The organism is Xanthomonas boreopolis (assembly GCF_046529185.1).
In the GTDB taxonomy this organism is placed as follows: domain Bacteria; phylum Pseudomonadota; class Gammaproteobacteria; order Xanthomonadales; family Xanthomonadaceae; genus Pseudomonas_S; species Pseudomonas_S boreopolis.
In genome coordinates this window covers 1344333-1363713 of the sequence record NZ_CP097162.1, presented here as the reverse complement: position 1 = coordinate 1363713, position 19381 = coordinate 1344333, and the positions used below count along the sequence as shown (strand labels likewise).

Sequence of the window (19381 nt, the reverse complement as noted above, 5' to 3'; positions counted from 1 at the left end):
CGGGCTCAGCGCAGGGCCGCCGCTTCCACCTGGCCGGCGAAGTCGCGAAGTTCCGGCGTGGCCGGATCCAGGCCGCGCGCTTCGGCCAGCGCCTGGCGCGCGAACGCCACGTCCGCCGCCCGCAACCGTTCGCTGCCCACCGCGATCCATCGCTGCGCCAGCCGCCGGCGCGCGGCGGCCAGTTCCGCCTCGCGCGTCGCCGTGGCTTCCCAGGCGTCCAGGCAGACGCGCGCGGCGCGCAGGCGGTTGCCGCGCAGTTCGTCCTCGAAGCAGCCGCGCGTCGCCTCGACGATGCGGCGCAGCGCATGCAGCACCCGCTTGTCCTGCGGCGCGATCGCCTGCGCCTCGCGCAATTTGTCGTAGGCGCTGGCTCCCGGGGGCGTCAGCCAGTCCTGCGCGGTCTCGGCCCGCTCCACCTGCTGCATCAGGGTACGCAGGCGCCGTTCGCGCTGGGCCGGCGACAACTTCGGCTGGCGCGCGTCGTGGGCCTGGCGGGTACGCTCGACGCTCTCCCTGGCGGCGGCGATCGCGGGATTGCCCGGGTCCAGGTCGCGCGCGGCCGCCAGCGCCGCCCCGGCGGCGTCGAAACGGAAATCCGCCGCTTCGCGCGCGGCCTGCGCGGCCAAGGCCGCCGCCACGCGTGCCAGGTCCGCGCGCGCCTGCGCATCGTCCGGCTGCGCCTTCGCCACCGCCTGGAAGCTGCGCGCCGCCGCATCGAGCCGGCCGCGCCGCAACTGCACCTCGCCATTGCGGCGATGCCGCTCCAGCAGGCGGTTCAACTCGGCCTGCGCGGCCGGCAGTTCGGCATGGCCGGGATCGTAGCGGCGCGCCGCCGCCAGGATCGGAGCCGCCGCGGCGACGTCGTCCCTGCGCAAGCTGGCCCAGGCCTGCTGGATGAAGTCCGAGAGCGCGTCCTCGCGCCCTTCCAGCGCTTCGGTGCGCTCGGGCGCCAGCTGCAGCACCTGCTGATACAGCGGCAACGCGCTGTCCGGCGTGCCGTCGAGGCGCCCTTCCGCGCGGGCTCGCGCGGCGCGGGCCAGCAGTTCGTCGAGCCCCGCGCTGCGGGCGCGTTCCCGCCGTAGATCGTCGAGCAGCGGGCCGACCTGCGCGCGCGGCACCTGCAAGGCCTGCGCCAGCGAGAGCGCCTGCGCCGCCGCGTCGAGGCGGCCGGCGGCCAGCGCCGCTTGCGCCTGCGCGACCGCCGCCAGCCCGGTGCGGGCGAGTCCGTCGCGGGCTTCGTCGCGGTCGGTGTCCAGCGCCAGGGCCGCCTCGAACAGTTCGCGCGCGCCGCTGCCATCGCCGGCGCTCAGGTGCCCGCGCGCCAGCGCGCCTTCGGCGCGGCCAAGCAACTGCTGGATCCGGGTATCGGGCCAGATCCAGTCCGAGAGCGGCCGCCGGAACGCCACCGCCAGCAGCGCCATCGCGACCACCACGGCCAGCACGCTCCACCAGAAGCGGGGCGACCTGAGTGGCGACCACAGCCGTGATCTGGCCCATCGCGATGTGCTTGGCATGCGGCGGCGTGATTCCGGGCGCGACCGGACCGGACGCGTTGACGCGCGAATGGTAGCGTCCCGGCGATAACGATGCCGTCGAGGGCGGCACGCTCCTTGCCGGCGCTAGCCCAGCCGGCGCACCTCGTTGACCCCGGGCAGCGCGTCGAGCTTGCCCAGCAGCGTCGCCAGTTGCCCGTAGTCGGCCACCTTCAGGCGCAGCCGCAGTTGCGCCCGCCCGCTGTCGCGCGTGTTGTCGCTGTTGATCTCCAGCACGTGCGCATCCTCCTGGGCGATCAGGTTGGTGATGTCCTTGAGCAGCCAGCGACGGTCCACCGCGCGGATCAGCACGTCGACCTCGTAGCTGCCGCCGAGCTTGCCCCACTCGACCGGCAGTACCCGCTGCGGATGGGCGGCGGCCAGGCGCGCCAGCGCCGCGCAGTCGCTGCGATGCACGGTGACGCCGCGGCCGCGGGTGAGATAGCCGACGATCGGCTCGCCGGCGACCGGGTGGCAGCAGCGCGCCAGCTGCACCAGCAGGTTGCCCACGCCCTGCACGGTGAACTTGGACTTGCCCAGGTCGTCGCGGCGCGCGGTCGGGCGCGGCATCGGCGGCGCGGCCGGCTGCGCGGCGGCACGCTCGGCCTCGAGCAGGGCGCGGCTGACCTGGCTCGGCCCGGTATCGCCCAGCGCGACCTGGATGTAGAGGTCCTCCACGCTGTCGGCATGGAACTTCTTCGCCATCGGCGCCAGGTCCGCCTGCAACAGGCCGAGCCGGCGCAGCTCGCGTTCCAGCAGTTCCTTGCCGGCCTGCACGTTGCGCGCGCGGTCGAGCTTGTGGAACCAGGCGCGCACCTTGTCGCGCGAACGCCCGCTGGCGAGGAAGCCGTTGGCCGGCAGCAGCCAATCGCGGCGCGGATCGGGTTCCTTGGCGGTCAGCACCTCGACCCGGTCGCCGCTGCGCAGGCGATAGGTCAGCGGCACGATCCGGTTGTTGACCTTGGCGCCGCGGCAGCGGTGCCCGACCATCGTGTGCACGTGGTAGGCGAAATCCAGCGGCGTGGCGCCCTGCGGCAGGTCGATCACCTCGCCCCTGGGCGTGAGCGCGTAGACCCGGTCCTCGACCAGTTCGGCATCGAACGCGCCGGCCAGGCCGCCCTGCTCGCCTTCCTGCGACTGCTCCAGCAGCTGCCGCATCCAGGTGATCTTGCGCTCGAAGGCCTTTTCCGCGCCGCGTCCGCCCTCCTTGTACTTCCAGTGCGCGGCCACGCCCAGCTCGGCCTGCTGGTGCATCTCGTGGGTGCGGATCTGGATCTCGACGGTGCGTCCCTCCGGCCCGATCACCGCGGTGTGCAGCGAGCGGTAGTCGTTGGCCTTGGGGCGGGCGATGTAGTCGTCGAACTCGCTCGGCACCGGCGCCCACAGCGCATGCACCACGCCGAGCGCGGCGTAGCAGTCGGCCACGCTGTCGACCATCACCCGCACCGCGCGGATGTCGTAGAGCTGGTCGTAGGCCAGGTGCTTCCTCTGCATCTTCCGCCAGATGCTGTAGATGTGCTTCGGCCGGCCGCTGACCTCGGCCTCCAGCCCTTGCTCGCCCAGTGCCTGCGAAAGCTGGCGCTTGACCGAATCGATGTAGCGCTCGCGCTCCAGGCGGGTCTCGTCGACCTCGCGCGCGATGTGCCGGTAGGTGTCCGGTTCGAGATAGCGGAACGCCAGGTCCTCCAGCTCCCACTTCAACTGCCAGATGCCGAGCCGGTTGGCCAGCGGCGCGTGGATGTCGCGGGTCAGCTGCGCCAGCGCCCTGCGTTCCCCGTCGGCCAGGCCGACGGCGGCGCGCATCTTCGCCAGCTGGCGCGCGAGCAGGATCGGCACGACCCGCAGATCGTGGATGATCGCCAGCAGCAGCCTGCGCAGTCCCTCGCTGTTGCGGCCCGCCTCGCGCCCGGCATGCAGCGCCCAGACCTGGTCGGCGGCGTCCTGTCCGTCCAGCAGGCCCTCCACCGCCGCGCGACGCTGCGCGTCCGGCCACGGCAATCCGGCCAGCTGCGCGCGCAGCGGCGGCAGGTCGAACAACAGCGCGGCCAGCAGCGTGGCCTCGTCCGCCGACAGCAGCGCCAGCGCATCCAGCGTGTCGGCCAGCACCGGCCAGGCCACCGCCGGTTCCGCCGTGGCGGGCGAACGCGCGCGCCATGCCTGCGCCAGGGCCTCGCGCAGCGCCGGCGCCAGCACCGAAGCCGCCGGGCGTCGCAGCAAGGCCTCCATGCCGTCGGAGGAAGAAAGCGTCACAGCAGCAGATCGTCCATCGAAGATGGCACCTAAGTTAACGCGCCGGCGCAGCGGCGAACAGCGCGGACGGGCCGGTGCGAACGCCTGGCACGATCCGGCCGCGATCGGCCGCACCGATCCGCACCGGAGCCTTTCCCGCGATCGCGGCAGCGGCTTTCGATCCGGGCCGATGGGGCCCGCCGGCGCGGCGCTACACTAGGCGCCACCCTCTTCCGGAACCGCACCGATGCCGCTCTCGCGCGCCCTTCCCGTCGCCCTGTGCCTGGCCCTCGCCGCCATCGCCCCCGCCCATGCCCAACGCACGGTCTCGGGCGATCTGCAGAGCGAGATGACGCCCAGCGAGTTCAAGGCCGCCGGCCTGGACAAGCTCAGCCCGGCCGAACTGGCCGCGCTCAACGGCTGGCTGCAGGGCAAGGTCCAGAAGGAAACCCAGGTCGCCCTGGAGAAGGCCAAGGAAGAAGGCCGCCAGGAAGTCATCACCAAGAACCGCGGCTTCTTCGACTTCGGTTCCAAGGAGCCGATCGAAAGCACGCTGGTGGGCGACTTCAACGGCTTCGGCAAGGGCAAGACCTTCGTGCTCGCCAACGGCCAGGAATGGGAGCAGATCGAGCCGGCCAGCCTGTCCGGCGTGCGCCTGCAGTCGCCCAAGGTGAAGATCAAGCCGGGCATGATGGGCGTGTGGTACATGCAGGTCGGCAACTACAACACCCAGGCCAAGGTCCGCCGCGTCAAGTAATCCGCGATGAGCGCGCCGGCCGGCCCGATGCAGCGGATGCTGCAGGCGATACGCAGGCGGTTCCGCACCGGCGATGGCTGGCTCATCGTGCTCGCGCTGCTGGCCGGGCTGATCGCAGGCCTGCTCACGCTGCTGCAGAGCGGATTGGCGCATGCGCTGCAGGCCTGGCTGTACGGCCTGGACGAGGACATGCGCCTGAGCTCCAGCGCGCGGGTGGAATTCACCGCGTTGCTGGCGCTGCCGATCGGCGGCCTGCTGGTCGGATTGGTCAGCCTGGCCGCGACGCTGCGCAAGCGGCGCCTGCTCGACGCGGTAGAAGCCAATGCGCTGCACGGCGGCCGCATGTCGATGCGCGACAACCTGATCGTGTCGCTGCAGACGCTGCTGTCGAACGGCTTCGGCGCCTCGGTCGGGCTGGAAGCGGCGTATACCCAGATGGGCGCCGGCAGCGGCTCGCAGTTGTCCAAGGCGCTGCGCCTGCGGCGTTCGGACACCCGCACGCTGGTCGGCGCGGGCGCCGCCGGCGCCATCGCCGCCGCGTTCGGCACGCCGCTGGCCGGCGCGTTCTACGCGTTCGAGATCGTGATCGGCGCCTACACGCCCTCGGCGCTGGCGCCGGTCGCGGTGGCCGCGCTGGCCGGCAGCTTCATCGCCCAGGCTGCCGGCGTGCCGCCCTACATGCTGCCGGCGGCATCGGAGATCGGCCTGCATCCGCGCGACTACGCGATATTCGCGGTGCTCGGCCTGGTCTGCGCGCTGGTCGGCATCGCCGTCATGCGCCTGGTCACCGGCATCGAGCAGCGCGTCAATCGCAGCCCGCTGCCGGGCTGGGGACGGCCGGTGATCGGCGGGCTGCTGCTGATCCCGCTGGCGATGGCGACCCCGCAGGTGCTGTCCTCCGGGCATGGCGCGCTGCACGTGGACCTCACCACGCACCTGCCGCTGCTGTGGATCGGCGGGCTGCTGCTGGCCAAGTGCCTGGCCTCGGGCATCTCGCTGGGCTTCGGGTTCCGCGGCGGCCTGTTCTTCGCCTCGCTGTTCATGGGCACGCTGGTGGGGGCTCTGTTCGCCGGCCTGGTCAACCTCGCCGGCGGTGGCGCGCTGGTGGACGGCACCGCCGCCGCGCTGGCCGGCATGGCGGCGCTGGCCGCGGCGGTGGTCGGCGCGCCGATGACGATGGCGATGCTGGTGCTGGAAGGCACCCACGACTTCGTGCTCGCCAGCGCGGTGATGGCCGCGGTGCTGGTCGCCAACACGGTGGTGCGGCAGGCGTTCGGCTACTCGTTCTCGACCTGGCGCCTGCACCTGCGCGGCGGCACGATCACCAGCGCGCGCGACGTCGGCTGGGTGCATGCGCTCACCGCCGGCAAGATGATGCGCCAAGGCACCGGCACGATCGCCGCCGACGCCTCCGTGGAAGAGTTCCGCCGCCGCTTCCCGCTCGGCTCCAGCACGCGCGTGGCCCTGCTGGACGCGCAACAGCGCTACGCCGGCATCGTGCCGGTGGCCACGGTGTATGCCGACGGCGTCAAGGCCGACGCCACCCTGGCGGCCTTCGCCGGCAACCGCAACATGGCGCTGCCGCCCGATGCCGACGTGCTGACCGTGATCCGCCGCTTCGACGAGACCCAGAGCGACGAGATGGCGGTGGTCGATGCCGAGGGCCACCTGCTCGGCGTGCTGTCGGAAGCCTTCGTGCGCAAGCGCTATGCCGAGGAACTCGACAAGCGCCAGCGCGAGATGATGGGCGAGCGGGTCGAGGACGGCGAGGCATAGGCGCGCCGCCGCGTCCACCTCCCCGCCGTCCCCGCACGGGGCGGACGGCGGGCTTTCCTATGCTCCGGCCTGCAGCGCCGCCACCCGTTGCGCGAGCTTCTTGGCCGAGATGCCCGGCTTGGCGCCCAGCTCCTGTGCGAACGTGGACACGCGCAGTTCCTCGATGTCCCAGCGCAGCGCCTGCCATTGCGGACGCGATTGCAGGCCTTGCGCGGCGGCGTCCTCCAGCGCGTCCAGGAACGGCTTGAGCTCGAGCATGCGCTGCTGGTCGCGCGAGGGATCGCGCTTGGCGCGCTCGGTGCGCAGGATCATCGCCCGCAGATAGCGCGGGTACTGCGCCAGCGCATCGGCCGGGGTCTCGCGCAGGAAGCCGGCGTGGACCAGCCCGGCCAGCTGCCGTTCCATGTCGTCCAGGTTGCCGCGCGCCCAGCCCATCAGCGGCGCCTCCAGCAAGGGCTTCAGCTCGCCCACCAGCGCCAGGATCGACTCGGCCAGCTTCAGCCGATCCATCGCCTCGCCGAACAGGCGCTTGCCGGCGTCCTCGCGGCGCCGGTCGAACGCGGCACGGTCGCGGACGTCGCCCAGCCCTTCCGCCAGGACCGCGTTCATCGCCGCGTCGACCAGGTCGCCGCGGAGGCGCTCCTGCGATTCGATGGCCGCGTACAACAGCCCGGTCTTGGGCGACACCGGCAGTTGCTTGCGCGCCTGCTTGACCTTGTCGGCCAGGGCGATCTCCAGCAGCCGGCGCACGCCGCGCGGATGCGCCTCCAGCGCTTCGGCGCGATCGGCGAAGATGCGCAGCGATGCGGTCTCCCCCGCATCCACCAACGCCGGATACGCCGGCACGCCGGCCTCGCCCGGCACCTGCGCAGGGATGGCCTGCGCCGGGAACTCCCGCAAGCCCTCCGCCGCCATCTCGCACCCGGCGCGTACCGCGAACGCCCGCCCGGCACGCTCGCCGAAGCGGGCGCGCAGCGCGTCCAGGTCGCGCGATTCGGCCAGTACCTGGCCGCGTTCGTCGCGCAGGCGCAGGTTCATGCGCAGGTGCGGCTCCAGCGCGGCTTCGTCGAAGTCGATCGCGGCCACCTGCGCGCCGGTGGCTTTGCCGAGGAAGCGGGCCAGCTCGCCGCGGATGTCGTCCCCCGAAGGCTTCGGGAACGCCTCGAAGAACGCCCGGCCGAAATCCGGCGCCGGCACGTAGTTGCGCCGCATCGCCTTGGGCAACGAGCGGATCAGCGCCGAGGCCTTGTCGGCGACGAAGCCCGGGGCGAGCCACGACAGCCGCGCCGGATCGAGCGCATTGAGCAGGTGCAGCGGCACTTCCAGGGTCACGCCGTCGTCGCCCGCGCCCGGCTCGAACCGGTAGTGCAGCGCCAGGCGCGCATCGCCGAGCGGGAAGTACTTCGGGTACCGGTCCTCCTCGCTGCCTTCCCCGGGCAGCAGGTCGGCCAGCGTCCAATGCAGGCCGCGTCGCTTGTCCTCCGGCAGCGTCTTCCACCAGGCGTCCAGCGCGCTGGCGGAATGGATCTCCGGCGGCACCCGGTCGAGATACCAGCGCGCCTGCCAGTCCTCGTCGGCGACCAGGCCGGCGCGGCGCAGCTTCGCCTCTTCCTCGCGCGCCTGTTCCAGCACCTTCAAGTTGTCGGCCACGAAACCGGCCCGCGTGTTGATCTCGCCGGTCACCAGCGCCTGGCGCACGAAGATGTCGTGCGAGGCGGCCGGGTCGATGCGCCCGTAATGCACCGGTTTCTTCGGCGCCAGCACCAGCCCGAACAGGCTGATCTGCTCGGAGGCCACCACCTGTCCCTGCGCGCGCGACCAGTGCGGGTCGAAATGCTTGCGCAGCAGCAGGTGGCCCAGCTCGGCGATGGCCCAGTCCGGCTCGATCGCGGCGTTGGTCAGGCCCCAGACCTTCTGGGTATCCAGCAGCGTGGCGGCGAGCACCCACGGCGGCGGTTTCCTGGCCAGCGCCGAGCCGGGGAACAGCAGGAAGCGGCGCTGGCGCGGCGCCTGGAAATCGCCTTTCTCGGTGCGATGGCCGACCTGCGTCGGCAAGCCGGCGAGCAAGGCGCGGTGCAGGGCCTGGTAGGCCGAGGCGCGCTCGCGTTCGCCGATGCGCGGCGCCTGCGGGAGCGACTCCAGTCCCGCGGGGGCTACGCCGGCAGAACCCGCCGGGACCGAAGTCCCACCCACAAGTGCAGCCTTGCCTTCGCGCGCCAGGCGCGCGGCGCGGTGCAACTCGCCACGGCTCGGGCGCCGGCCCGGGCCGTCGCCCTGCCCGGCAGCGGCGGGGGGCCCGGCCAGCAAGGCCGGCGACAGGCCGGCGCCGGATTCCTGCCAGCCCAATTCCTCGCACAGCAACCGCAACTGGCGGTGCAGCTCGCGCCACTCGCGCATGCGCAGGAAGCCGAGGAAATGCCGTTCGCACCAGTCGCGCAGCTTGGATTGGGTCAGGTCCTCGTGCGCTTGCCGGTAGGCCTCCCACAGGCGCAGGATGCCGACGAACTCCGAGCGCGGGTCGGCGAACTTCGCGTGCGCGTTGTCGGCCGCCTCGCGCGCCTCGGGCGGACGCTCGCGCGGGTCCTGGATGCCCAGGAACGCGGCGATCACCGTCATCTCGCGCAGGCAGCCGTGCTTGTGCGCGGCGACCAGCATCCGCGCCAGCTTCACGTCCACCGGCAGCCGCGCCATCTGCCGGCCGATCGCGGTCAGCTTGCGCTCGCCGTCCACCGCACCGAGCTCGACCAGCTGCTGCCAGCCGTCGGCGATGGCGCGCTCGTCCGGCGCCTCCAGGAACGGGAAATCCTCGATCCGCCCGAGCCCGAGCTGCAGCATGCGCAGGATCACGCCCGCCAGCGACGAGCGCCGGATCTCCGGATCGGTGAATTCCGGGCGCGCCAGGAAATCCGCCTCGGCATAGAGCCGGTAGCAGATGCCCTCGGCGATGCGGCCGCAGCGGCCGGTGCGCTGGTTGGCGCTGGCCTGGCTGATCGGCTCGATGTGCAGGCGGTCGAGCTTCTGGCGCGGGCTGTAGCGCTTCACCCGCGCGTAGCCGGGGTCGACCACGTAGCGGATCCGCGGCACAGTCAGCGAGGTCTCGGCGACGTTGGTGGCCAGCACCAGGCGCCGCTTCGGCCCCGGGTTGAACACCCGGTCCTGGTCGTTGGCCGACAGCCGCGCGTACAGCGGCAGCACCTCGGTCTCGCGGTACTTGCGCCGCTCGAGCGCGTGGTGCGCATCGCGGATCTCGCGCTCGCCGGGCAGGAACACCAGCACGTCGCCGCGCGGATCGCTGCGGGTGATCTCGTCGATCGCCGCCACGATCGCGTCGTTGACGGTGCGGTCGCCCTCGCGCGGCTCGCCGCCGGCGTCGCCCTCGCCCTCGAGCGGGCGGTAGCGCACTTCCACCGGATAGGTCCGTCCCTCGACGCTGATCACCGGGGCATCGTCGAAGTGCCTGGAGAAGCGCGCGGTGTCGATGGTCGCCGAGGTGACGATCACCTTCAGGTCGGGACGCTTCTTCAGCAGTTGCTTGAGATAGCCGAGCAGGAAATCGATGTTGAGGCTGCGCTCGTGCGCCTCGTCGACGATGATCGTGTCGTAGGCCGACAGCCAGCGGTCGCTGGCGATCTCCGCCAGCAGGATGCCGTCGGTCATGAACTTGATGCGCGAGGCGTCGCCGACCTTGTCGGTGAAGCGCACCTGGAAGCCGACCGTCGTGCCCAGCGGTGATTTCAGTTCCTCGGCCACGCGCGTGGCCACCGCGCGCGCGGCGATCCGGCGCGGCTGCGTGCAGCCGATCATGCCGGCGATGCCGCGGCCGGCCGCCAGGCACAGCTTGGGCAGCTGCGTGGTCTTGCCCGAGCCGGTCTCGCCGGCGATCACCACCACCGGATGCGCGCGGATCAGCTCGACGATGCGCTCGGCCTCGCGCGCGATCGGCAGTTGCTCGTCCAGGACGATCGCCGGCTGCTCCGCCGCCCGCGCCTCGCGCTGCGCGACGGATGCCCGCACGGCCTGCTCGAAGCTCTCGCGCAACTTCGGGTTGCCCGGCTGGCCGCGCCAGCGCGACCATAGCCCCAGCAAGCGGCCGCGGTCGCGGGTCAACCCGCCTTCGATCGCCGCGCGCCCTTCACGGAGCCCAACGCTGGAATCGGATTCAATAGGTGACATCAATTGTTAGACCATGAATATTGAATTTCAATAAATCGCATATCGCGTCTATTGTGACGTCCAATCAACGGAGCAAGGAAATCCCCATGGCCAAGAGCAAGAGCACCGGCAAGAAGAGCGGCACCAGGACCCTGGCCGAAGCGGCCGCGTCCGCACCGAACATCGATATCGGGATCAAGAGCGGCGATCGCAAGAAGATCGCCGACGGCCTGTCGCACTACATGGCCGACGCGTTCACGCTCTACCTGAAGACCCACAACTTCCACTGGAACGTCACCGGGCCGATGTTCAACTCGCTCCACACCATGTTCGAAACGCAGTACACCGAACAGTGGGGCGCGCTCGACGAGGTCGCCGAGCGCATCCGCGCACTGGGCTACAACGCGCCGGGCTCGTACAAGGAATACCTTGCGCTGACCTCGATCCCGGAAGAACCGGGCCTGACCGACAGCGCGGACTGGCGCGAGATGGTACGCCAGCTGGTGGCCGGCAACGAAGCGGTCTGCCGCACCGCCCGCAAGGTGCTGAGCACCGCCGACGATGCCGGCGACGATCCGACCGCGGACCTGATGACCCAGCGCCTGCAGACCCACGAGAAATATGCCTGGATGCTGCGCTCGCTGCTGGCGTAAACGGCAAATCACCGAGGGCGTTACCCTCAGGAACCCTGCTGGAGGAAAGCCCCCCTTCTGTTAAGGGGGGCGCGCAAGGCGCGGGGATAGGCGAAGCCGGAAGCGGGGCCCAGGGTTTTGCGCAGCACAATCCTGGGCGGCGTAGCCCGCATGGCGGGCCACGCCCGAACCCTGCGCGCTATCCTAGTCGCATGTCTTCCCCCGCCCATGAACTGCTGAAGCGCGTCTTCGGCTACGACGCCTTCCGCGGCAACCAGCAGGCCATCGTCGAGCACGTCGCCGCCGGCAACGATGCCCTGGTGCTGATGCCCACCGGCGGCGGCAAGTCGCTCTGCTACCAGGTACCGGCGCTGCTGCGCGAAGGCACCGGCATCGTCGTCTCGCCGCTGATCGCGCTGATGCAGGACCAGGTCGAGGCGCTGCGGCAACTCGGCGTGCGCGCCGAGTACCTCAATTCCACGCTGGACGCCGAGACCGCCGCGCGGGTCGAGCGCGACCTGCAGGCCGGCGAACTCGACCTGCTCTACGTCGCCCCCGAACGGCTGCTGACCCCGCGCTTCCTCTCGCTGCTGGCGCGCAGCCGCATCGCCCTGTTCGCGATCGACGAAGCGCACTGCGTGTCGCAATGGGGCCACGATTTCCGGCCGGAATACCGCCAGCTCACCGTGCTGCACGAGCGCTGGCCGCACATCCCGCGCATCGCCCTGACCGCCACCGCCGATCCGCCGACCCAGCGCGAGATCGCCGAGCGCCTGGACCTGGAGCACGCCGAGCATTTCATCAGCTCGTTCGACCGTCCCAACATCCGCTATACCGTCGTGCAGAAGGACAATGCGCGCCGGCAGCTGCTGGACTTCCTCGGCCGCCACCGCGGCGAGGCGGGCATCGTCTACGCGATGTCGCGGCGCAAGGTCGAGGAGACGGCCGAATTCCTGGCGGCGCAGGGCTATACCGCACTGCCCTACCACGCCGGCCTGCCGGCCGAGGTCCGCGCCGAGAACCAGCGCCGCTTCCTGCGCGAGGACGGCATCGTGATGTGCGCCACCATCGCCTTCGGCATGGGCATCGACAAACCGGACGTGCGCTTCGTCGCCCACGTCGATCTGCCCAAGTCGATGGAAGGCTACTACCAGGAGACCGGTCGCGCCGGGCGCGACGGCGAAGCGTCCGAGGCCTGGCTCTGCTATGGCCTGGGCGACGTGGTGCTGCTCAAGCAGATGATCGAGCAGGGCGAGGCGCCGGAGGAGCGCAAGCGGCTGGAGCGCGCCAAGCTCGACCACCTGCTCGGCTATTGCGAGTCGATGCAGTGCCGCCGCCAGGTGCTGCTGGCCGGCTTCGGCGAGACCTACGCGCAGCCGTGCGGCAATTGCGACAACTGCCTGGCCCCGGCCGCGGCCTGGGACGCGACCGTCCCGGCCCAGAAGGCGCTCAGCTGCGTCTACCGCAGCGGCCAGCGCTTCGGCGTCGGGCACCTGATCGACATCCTGCGCGGCGCGGACAGCGACAAGATCCGCCAGTTCGGCCACGACCAGCTCAGCACCTACGGCATCGGCCGCGACCTGGACGCGCGCGCCTGGCGCAGCGTGTTCAGGCAGCTGGTCGCCGCGAGCCTGCTGGAAGTGGACAGCGAGGGCCATGGCGGCCTGCGCCTGACCGACGCCAGCCGCCAGGTGCTCAAGGGCCAGCGCCAGGTGATGATGCGGCGCGACCAGACCGCCGCGCGCGAGCGCGGCGACCGCAGCAGCACCCCGCGTACCGGCCTGCCGGTGCAACCGGAGGACCTGGGCCTGTTCAACGCGCTGCGCACTTTGCGCGCCCAATTGGCCAAGGAGCAGAACGTGCCGGCCTTCGTGATCTTCCACGACAGCACCCTGCGCAACATCGCCGAGCAGCGCCCCACCAGCCTGGACGCACTGGCCCGGGTCGGCGGCATCGGCGGCAGCAAACTGGCCCGCTACGGCCAGCAACTGGTCGACATCATCCGCGAGCAGGGCTAGCCTCCGTGTCAAGCCTGCAAGAAAAATCCGGGAAATCGACAGCGCACATTCAATCTCGCGTTGCTAGCTTCAACGGCATGCCACCGGCATGGACGCCCGCCCTCCGAGAGCCTCGCCCAATGAACCGCACTCTCCTTCTCCTCGGTGCCCTGCTCGCCTGCGCCAGCGCGATGGCCCAGGAGCCTGCCGGCGCGGGCACGTCGGCCAGCGACCTCGACCTGAGCGTCCCCCAGGCCCCGATCCAGTACCGCAGCGACCCGACCTACGCCAAGGACCCGCCCGGCACCTTCTACGGCGACAAGAGCGGCAAGTCCGCCTCGGCCACCGTGCGCGAGCAGCAGCGGATCGCCGCGCGCGCCGAACAGTGCCAGGGCCAGTTGCACGGCAGCGTCGCCGCCGGCGTGGGCTATTCCAGCCGCGGCGGCAACAGCAACTGGCAGGGCGCCAACCTGCACAGCTGCAAGACCTACTACGACGACGACGGCAACCCGCGCGAAGTCGGCATCAGCATCAGCGTCGGCCGCAGCGAAGGCCCCGGCTACTTCGGGCACCCCTACGGCTACGGCCACGGCCCGATCTGGTAAGCGCGGGCTCCGCGCTCCCGGCGCGACGGCCGGCATATCGATATGAGCACGCCGGCGCCCCCTTCCGCCGGCACGGCCCACTACCATGGCTCGACCTCCGCCGCCGGTGTCGTCCATGCCCGCCCTCCGCGTTCCGCTCGCCCTCGTCCTGCTGCTGGCACCGCTTCCTGCCGCCTGGGCCGCTGCCGACCTCTCGCTCTGGACCAGCTACGAGCAGACGCTCAGGCACGCCAAGTACATCGACCTGACCCATGCGTTCTCCCCCGGGCAGCCGGTCTGGCCGGGCTTCGCGCCGGCGCGGTTCAAGCCCGCGGTCGCCGGCAACGACCTCGGCGACTATGCCAAGCCCGGCGACGAGTTCACCTACGGCAAGCACGGCTTCGTCGCCACCGCGTACGACCTGACCACCGACCAGTACGGCACCCAGCTCGACCCGCCGGCGCACTGGAATCCCAAGGGAGCCACCATCAGCGATCTGCCGCCGACCTACGCGGTGCGCCCGCTCGTGGTGATCGACGTCCACGACAAGGTCGCCCGCGACCCCGGCTATCACGCCACCGTGGCCGACATCCAGGCCTGGGAAGAGCGGCATGGCCCCATCCCCGAAGGCTCAGTGGTGATGATCCGGTCGGACTGGTCCAAGCGCTGGAACGACGCCGGGCGCTTCGCGCGCAAGCCGTTCCCCGGCATCACCCTGGACGCGCTGAAGTACCTGCACCTGCAGCGTCGCATCCTGTTCCACGGGCACGAGCCGCTGGACACCGACGCCACCGACAACCTCGAGGGCGAGCACTGGCTGCTGCACCACAATTACGCCCAGGCCGAAGGCGTGGCCAACCTCGACCAGGTCCCCGAGGCCGGCGCATTGATCGCGATCGGTTACGCCAAGCCGGAAGGCGGCACGGGCGGCTTCGCGCGCTACGTCGCGATCGCGCCCCCGGACTGGCCGCACGGCGTCACCATCGACCAGGCCCCTGGCGCCCCGCTGCCCGAGCAGCCCTACCCGCTCAAACGCGGCGCCGATGGCGTGCTGCGGCCGACGCCCTGAGGCTTCGCGTCCAGTCCCGTGCGGCTGCGATCCGGACGGACGCGGCCGGCCGGTGCCCGGCCCTCGGACATGGCGGGAACGGCGACATGTCTGGCGGCCCCTCGAAACGGGCCGGGTCTCGGCGTAAGGCCGCATTGCGGAAGAACGCCGCGCGCACGGCAATCGCGGAGCGGGCCAAGGATTGCGGAGCGGCAGGCCGGGCCTGGAGCCTCGTCGTCAATGGTGGGCCGTGTTGGAATCGAACCAACGACCAGCGGATTAAAAGTCCGATGCTCTACCGACTGAGCTAACGGCCCAAAAACGAACATCCGGCTCGCGCCGGGGGTGCGCATTCTACCCCAAGGGGGCGTCAACGCGAAATCGAATAGCGGGTCGGATCGTCGATGCCGGCGTCGGCGAAACCGGCCGCACGCAGCCTGCACGCATCGCAATGCCCACAGGCGCGACCGTCCCCGTCGGCCCGGTAACACGACACCGTGAGGCCGAAATCCACGCCGAGCCGGCCACCTTCGCGCGCGATCTCGGCCTTGCTCAGGTATTGCAGCGGCGCATGCACACGCAGCCCCGCGCCCTCGACACCGGCCTTGGTCGCCAGGTTGGCGAGCGCCTCGAAGGCGGCGACGAACTCGGGACGGCAATCCGGATAGCCGGAATAGTCCACCGCGTTGACCCCGCAGAACAGGTCGTTGGCGCCGAGCACCTCGGCCCAGCCGAGCGCCATCGACAACATGATGGTATTGCGTGCCGGCACGTAGGTAACCGGGATGCCCGGGCCGCCCGCATCGGGCACGTCGATGTCGGCGGTCAGCGCCGAACCGCCGATGCTGCGCAGGTCGACGTCCACCACCTTGTGCTCGGCCACGCCCAGCGACTGCGCCACCCGCGCCGCGGCCGCCAGTTCGGACGTGTGCCGCTGTCCATAGCGCACGCTCAGCGCATGCACCTCGAAGCCCTGCTCGCGCGCCATCGCGACGACGACCGCGGAATCCATGCCGCCAGAGAGGAGTACGACTGCTTTTTTCATATGACCGTGATTGGTGATTCGTGATTCGTGATTCGTCAAAGCTACCGCATCGGATGGCGACTCGCTTTTCCCAATCACGAATCACCAATCACGAATCACGGTCCGGTCCTACCGCCCCGGCTCGTCGTTCCAGAGCAGCTTGTGCAATTGCAGCTGGAAGCGCACCGGCAGGCGGTCGGCGACGATCCAGTCGGCCAGCTCGCGAGGGTCCAGCTCGCTCTTGCTGGGCGAGAACCATACCGTGCAGCGGGCGGCCAGCCCGCGTTCGCGCACGACCTCGCGCGCCCACTCGTAATCGGCGCGACCGCACAGCACGAACTTGACCTGGTCGCGCGCGGTCAGCAGCGGCAGGTTGTCCCAGCGGTTGCGGTGCACCTCGCCGGACCCCGGCGTCTTGATGTCCACCACGCGCGATACGCGCGCATCGACCGCCGAGACGTCCAGGGCGCCGGAAGTCTCCAGCGACACGTCCAGCCCGGCGTCGCACAGCTTTTGCAGCAGCGACAGGCAGCGCTTCTGCGCCAGCGGCTCGCCGCCGGTCACGCAGACGTGGCGCACCCCGTGCCCCGCCACCTCGGCGACGATGTCGTCGATGTCGCGCCACTGCCCGCCATGGAAGGCGTACTCGGTATCGCAATACTGGCAGCGCAGCGGGCAGCCGGTCAGGCGCACGAACACCGTCGGCCAGCCCGCCGCCTCGGCCTCGCCCTGCAGCGACAGGAAGATCTCGGTGATCTTCAACCGCGGCAACGGCGACTGGACGATCTCACTGGGGGTGGCGGCTGCGGCGGTGGTCATGGCGGGATCATACGGCCCGCAACCACGGCGGCAGGGCCTGGGAAGGACTCAGCGCAGCTGCTGGCCGAGCTGGATGGATTGCAGGCGGTCCTGCGCCACCCGCGCGGCATCGCTGCCGGGATACTTGGAGATCACCTGCTGCAGCGTCTGCTGCGCATCGCGGCTCTTGCCCTCGCCGTACTGCGAGAGGCCCAGCTTCAACAGGCCGCCGGCGGCCTTGTCGTGGGTGGGATAGCGGTTGACCAGGTCGCGGAACTGGACCTCGGCCAACTGGAAATTGCGGGTGGCGTAATAGCTCTCCCCGAGCCAATACAGGGCATTGGGGGTATAGACGCCGTTCGGGTACAGCTCGAGGAAGCTCAGGAACAGCTGCGACGCATCGTCGTACTTGCCGTTCTTGAGCGCGTCGAACGCGACGTTGTAGGCGGTGCGCTCATCGCCGGTCGAAGCCAGCGTGCCCGGATCGCCGTGCACGGAAGGCGGCCGCTCGGAAGTGGCCGCCGTGCTGGGCTTGGCCGGAACCGCAGGCGCAGGCGCGCCGTTGGCAGGCGCGGCCGGCAACGCTGGCGCGGCGCCGCCTTCGAGGCGGTTCAGCCGGCCGTCCAGGTCGAGGTACTGGTCCTTGGCCTGCTGCTTCAGCTGTTCGTTCTCGTGCTGCAGCTGCTCCACCGTCCCCTGCAGGTCCTGCACCTGGGAGCGCAGTGCGCTGATCTGGTTCAGCAGGTCCAGGTTCGCCTGAGGATTGGCGGCCTGCTGCTCGAGCGCGGCGACGCGGTCGGCCAGGCTCTGGCGCTGGGCGTACGCCGGCGCGGCGGCCACGAGGGCCGCCGCGACGAACAGGGTGATTACCCCGGGACGCATCGTCGATTACTTCGCGGTGTAGACGATCTCGACGCGGCGGTTCTGCGACCAGCAGCTCTCGTTCGACTCGGTGCAGGTCGGACGCTCTTCGCCGTACGAGACCACGGTCAGCTGGCTGGCTGAACCGCCGTTGGCCTGCAGGGCCGAGTTGACGGCGTTGCCGCGGCGCTCGCCCAGAGCCTGGTTGTAGGCGCGAGTGCCGCGCTCGTCGGTATTGCCCTGCAGGGTGATGCGGGCGCTCGGGCGGTCACGCAGGTACTTGGCGTGGCACGCCATGATGGCCTGGAACTCCGGCTTCACGGCGTCCTGGTCGAAATCGAAGTAGACGACGCGCTGACGCAGGCAGGCGTCGGTATCCAGGTCGTCCGGACCGTACAGGCCCGAAGTGGTCGGAGCCGTCGGGGCGGTCGGGGTGGTATCGACCGGGGTGGACGGGGGGGTTTCCTTGACCTTCTTCGAGCAGCCGGCCAGAACGGCCACGGACATCAAAGAAACAAGCAGGACGCGAGTGGACTTGTTCATGGCAATACCTTTGTGGCTCCTAAGCCAATGGTGTGGGTTTAACGCAGCGAAATATTAACATTAATGCGCGCTACGGTAAGGCCCCCATGAAGGTTCCCTTACGTCGCCATCGGCCAGCACCAGGCGCTGGCGGACGCGCGCGTCGGCGGAAACGGCATACAGCACGCCGCGGCCACCCTCGCGGGCGGCGTACAGCACCATGCTGGCGTTCGGCGCGAAGCTCGGGGACTCGTCGAGCGACCCCGGCGACAGCGTGCTCCAGCTCGGCGAACCCAGGCTGCGGTCCATCATCGCGATCCGGTAGGTATTGCCGCTGCCCTGGGCAGTCACGAGCTTCTTACCGTCATAGGAGACGCTGGCCTTGGCGTTGTAGTTGCCCTGGAAGGTCACCCGGCTGGCCGAGCCTCCGGTGGCCGGCACCTGGTAGATCTGCGGGCGCCCGCTGCGGTCGGAGGTGAAGTAGAGCGACTGGCCGTCGGCCGCCCAGGTCGGCTCGGTGTCGATGCCGAAGTGGTTGGTCAACTGGGTCAGCTGCTTGCTGCCCAGGTCCATCACGTAGATCTCCGGGTTGCCGCTGCGCGAGAGCGACAGCGCCAGCTTGCGGCCGTCCGGCGAGAACGCCGGCGCGCTGTTGATGCCGCGGAAGCTGGACACCAGCTCGCGCGCGCCGGTGGCGATGTCCTGCACGTAGATCGAGGAATTGCCGCGCTCGAAGCTCACGTACGCCAGCTTGCGGCCGTCCGGGCTCCAGTTCGGCGACAGCAGCGGCTCGGCCGAGCGCACGATGGTCTGCGGGTTGTAGCCGTCCGAGTCGGCCACCATCAGCGCGTAGCGCATGGCCCCGCCCTTGCCAGTGGCGGTGACGTAGGCGATGCGGGTCCAGAACGCGCCGCGCACGCCGGTGATCTTCTCGTAGATCGCGTCGGCCATCTGGTGGGCGACGTCGCGCATCGCGTTGGCGCGGGCGGTCATCGCCAGCCCGAGCAGGCGCTCGCCCTTGGCGACGTCGAACAGCTCGTACTCGACCCGGTAGGCGCCCTCGCCGGCATCCAGGACGCGGCCGACCACGATGTAGTCCTGCTTCAGCGCGCGCCAGGTGGGGTACTGGATCTCGCTGCCGCGGGTGGGCCGCTCGACGATCTGCGCCGCCGGAAGCGTGCGGAACTGCCCGGAGCGGTCGAGGTCGGCACCCACCACCTGCGAGACGTCGGTCTGCGGCGCGGCGCCCGAGCCCTGGTACGGCATCGGCACCACCGTGATCGGCGTGGCGGAGGCACTGCCGCCGACGATGTCGATGGTCAGGCCCTGTTGCTGCGCGGAGGCGGCGAACGGCAGCAGCAAGGCGGTGAACACGGCTAGCCAGCGCGGCAATTTCTTCATGGATCGCTCGGTCGGTCTGACGGGAAAGTGGGCAAGGGATAGCAAGTGGAGGGTGAACATATTCGCAA

Annotated in this window: 14 protein-coding genes and 1 tRNA gene; 6 read left to right on the top strand and 9 right to left on the bottom strand. The window is 70.5% G+C overall.

The genetic code is table 11. The features are described 5' to 3' along the window. Nucleotides 1–5: 5 nt before the first annotated feature. Both M3M27_RS06065 and M3M27_RS06060 read right to left on the bottom strand, forming a co-directional pair. Nucleotides 6–1421 (bottom strand): hypothetical protein, encoded by a 1416-nt coding sequence (locus M3M27_RS06065; protein WP_434027965.1) that lies wholly within the window; start codon nucleotides 1419–1421, stop codon nucleotides 6–8. Nucleotides 1422–1619: 198 nt separating this feature from the next. Next, complete coding sequence (locus M3M27_RS06060; protein ID WP_434027964.1) at nucleotides 1620–3758, bottom strand: RelA/SpoT family protein; 2139 nt, start codon at nucleotides 3756–3758, stop codon at nucleotides 1620–1622. Nucleotides 3759–4008: 250 nt separating this feature from the next. Here M3M27_RS06060 and M3M27_RS06055 point away from each other — a divergent pair, with 250 nt between their 5' ends. Both M3M27_RS06055 and M3M27_RS06050 read left to right on the top strand, forming a co-directional pair. Further along, nucleotides 4009–4518, top strand: a complete 510-nt coding sequence (locus tag M3M27_RS06055; RefSeq protein WP_140719161.1) for a hypothetical protein — start codon at nucleotides 4009–4011, stop codon at nucleotides 4516–4518. A 6-nt stretch (nucleotides 4519–4524) separates the two neighbouring features. Further along, nucleotides 4525–6294 carry a chloride channel protein gene (locus tag M3M27_RS06050; RefSeq protein ID WP_434027479.1) on the top strand — a complete coding sequence of 590 codons (1770 nt, stop codon included), beginning with the start codon at nucleotides 4525–4527 and terminating at the stop codon, nucleotides 6292–6294. 57 nt (nucleotides 6295–6351) lie between these two features. Here M3M27_RS06050 and hrpA read toward each other — a convergent pair whose 3' ends face one another. Continuing rightward, the gene (gene hrpA / locus M3M27_RS06045; protein ID WP_434027478.1) at nucleotides 6352–10467 is read right to left on the bottom strand and encodes an ATP-dependent RNA helicase HrpA; all 4116 of its coding nucleotides are present in this window, start codon (nucleotides 10465–10467) and stop codon (nucleotides 6352–6354) included. Nucleotides 10468–10553: 86 nt separating this feature from the next. Between hrpA and M3M27_RS06040 the strand changes: the two genes are divergently transcribed. The 4 genes from M3M27_RS06040 to M3M27_RS06025 all read left to right on the top strand — a co-directional run bounded on the left by M3M27_RS06040 (nucleotide 10554) and on the right by M3M27_RS06025 (nucleotide 14728). Next, complete coding sequence (locus tag M3M27_RS06040) at nucleotides 10554–11099, top strand: Dps family protein (RefSeq protein WP_140719167.1); 546 nt, start codon at nucleotides 10554–10556, stop codon at nucleotides 11097–11099. Nucleotides 11100–11290: 191 nt separating this feature from the next. Then, nucleotides 11291–13096, top strand: a complete 1806-nt coding sequence (gene recQ / locus M3M27_RS06035; RefSeq protein ID WP_434027477.1) for a DNA helicase RecQ — start codon at nucleotides 11291–11293, stop codon at nucleotides 13094–13096. Nucleotides 13097–13215: 119 nt separating this feature from the next. Then, entirely contained in the window at nucleotides 13216–13680 is a 465-nt protein-coding gene (locus M3M27_RS06030; protein WP_140719171.1) for a hypothetical protein, read from the top strand. A gap of 115 nt (nucleotides 13681–13795) precedes the next feature. After that, nucleotides 13796–14728, top strand: a complete 933-nt coding sequence (locus M3M27_RS06025; protein ID WP_434027476.1) for a cyclase family protein — start codon at nucleotides 13796–13798, stop codon at nucleotides 14726–14728. Nucleotides 14729–14948: 220 nt separating this feature from the next. Here the strand turns inward: M3M27_RS06025 and M3M27_RS06020 are convergent. From M3M27_RS06020 to tolB, 6 genes are all read right to left on the bottom strand, one after another. After that, nucleotides 14949–15024: transfer RNA gene (locus M3M27_RS06020), tRNA-Lys, on the bottom strand. Between the two features lie 53 nt (nucleotides 15025–15077). Next, the gene (gene queC, locus M3M27_RS06015; RefSeq protein WP_434027475.1) at nucleotides 15078–15752 is read right to left on the bottom strand and encodes a 7-cyano-7-deazaguanine synthase QueC; all 675 of its coding nucleotides are present in this window, start codon (nucleotides 15750–15752) and stop codon (nucleotides 15078–15080) included. 108 nt (nucleotides 15753–15860) lie between these two features. Further along, entirely contained in the window at nucleotides 15861–16550 is a 690-nt protein-coding gene (gene queE, locus M3M27_RS06010) for a 7-carboxy-7-deazaguanine synthase QueE (RefSeq protein WP_140719177.1), read from the bottom strand. A gap of 48 nt (nucleotides 16551–16598) precedes the next feature. Next, nucleotides 16599–17411, bottom strand: coding sequence for a tol-pal system protein YbgF (gene ybgF / locus M3M27_RS06005; protein WP_434027474.1), 813 nt, complete (start codon nucleotides 17409–17411; stop codon nucleotides 16599–16601). Nucleotides 17412–17417: 6 nt separating this feature from the next. After that, on the bottom strand, nucleotides 17418–17933 hold the full coding sequence (gene pal, locus M3M27_RS06000) for a peptidoglycan-associated lipoprotein Pal (RefSeq protein WP_434027473.1): 516 nt from the start codon (nucleotides 17931–17933) through the stop codon (nucleotides 17418–17420). A 60-nt stretch (nucleotides 17934–17993) separates the two neighbouring features. Beyond that, the gene (gene tolB / locus M3M27_RS05995) at nucleotides 17994–19313 is read right to left on the bottom strand and encodes a Tol-Pal system beta propeller repeat protein TolB (protein WP_434027472.1); all 1320 of its coding nucleotides are present in this window, start codon (nucleotides 19311–19313) and stop codon (nucleotides 17994–17996) included. Nucleotides 19314–19381: the final 68 nt, after the last annotated feature.

Bases quoted from the DNA above. Each gene is read 5' to 3' on its own strand.
- M3M27_RS06065 (WP_434027965.1), bottom strand. From the start codon at position 1,421: ATGGCGCTGCTGGCGGTGGCGTTCCGGCGGCCGCTCTCGGACTGGATC.
- M3M27_RS06060 (WP_434027964.1), bottom strand. From the start codon at position 3,758: ATGGAGGCCTTGCTGCGACGCCCGGCGGCTTCGGTGCTGGCGCCGGCG.
- M3M27_RS06055 (WP_140719161.1), top strand. From the start codon at position 4,009: ATGCCGCTCTCGCGCGCCCTTCCCGTCGCCCTGTGCCTGGCCCTCGCC.
- M3M27_RS06050 (WP_434027479.1), top strand. From the start codon at position 4,525: ATGAGCGCGCCGGCCGGCCCGATGCAGCGGATGCTGCAGGCGATACGC.
- hrpA (WP_434027478.1), bottom strand. From the start codon at position 10,467: ATGTCACCTATTGAATCCGATTCCAGCGTTGGGCTCCGTGAAGGGCGC.
- M3M27_RS06040 (WP_140719167.1), top strand. From the start codon at position 10,554: ATGGCCAAGAGCAAGAGCACCGGCAAGAAGAGCGGCACCAGGACCCTG.
- recQ (WP_434027477.1), top strand. From the start codon at position 11,291: ATGTCTTCCCCCGCCCATGAACTGCTGAAGCGCGTCTTCGGCTACGAC.
- M3M27_RS06030 (WP_140719171.1), top strand. From the start codon at position 13,216: ATGAACCGCACTCTCCTTCTCCTCGGTGCCCTGCTCGCCTGCGCCAGC.
- M3M27_RS06025 (WP_434027476.1), top strand. From the start codon at position 13,796: ATGCCCGCCCTCCGCGTTCCGCTCGCCCTCGTCCTGCTGCTGGCACCG.
- queC (WP_434027475.1), bottom strand. From the start codon at position 15,752: ATGAAAAAAGCAGTCGTACTCCTCTCTGGCGGCATGGATTCCGCGGTC.
- queE (WP_140719177.1), bottom strand. From the start codon at position 16,550: ATGACCACCGCCGCAGCCGCCACCCCCAGTGAGATCGTCCAGTCGCCG.
- ybgF (WP_434027474.1), bottom strand. From the start codon at position 17,411: ATGCGTCCCGGGGTAATCACCCTGTTCGTCGCGGCGGCCCTCGTGGCC.
- pal (WP_434027473.1), bottom strand. From the start codon at position 17,933: ATGAACAAGTCCACTCGCGTCCTGCTTGTTTCTTTGATGTCCGTGGCC.
- tolB (WP_434027472.1), bottom strand. From the start codon at position 19,313: ATGAAGAAATTGCCGCGCTGGCTAGCCGTGTTCACCGCCTTGCTGCTG.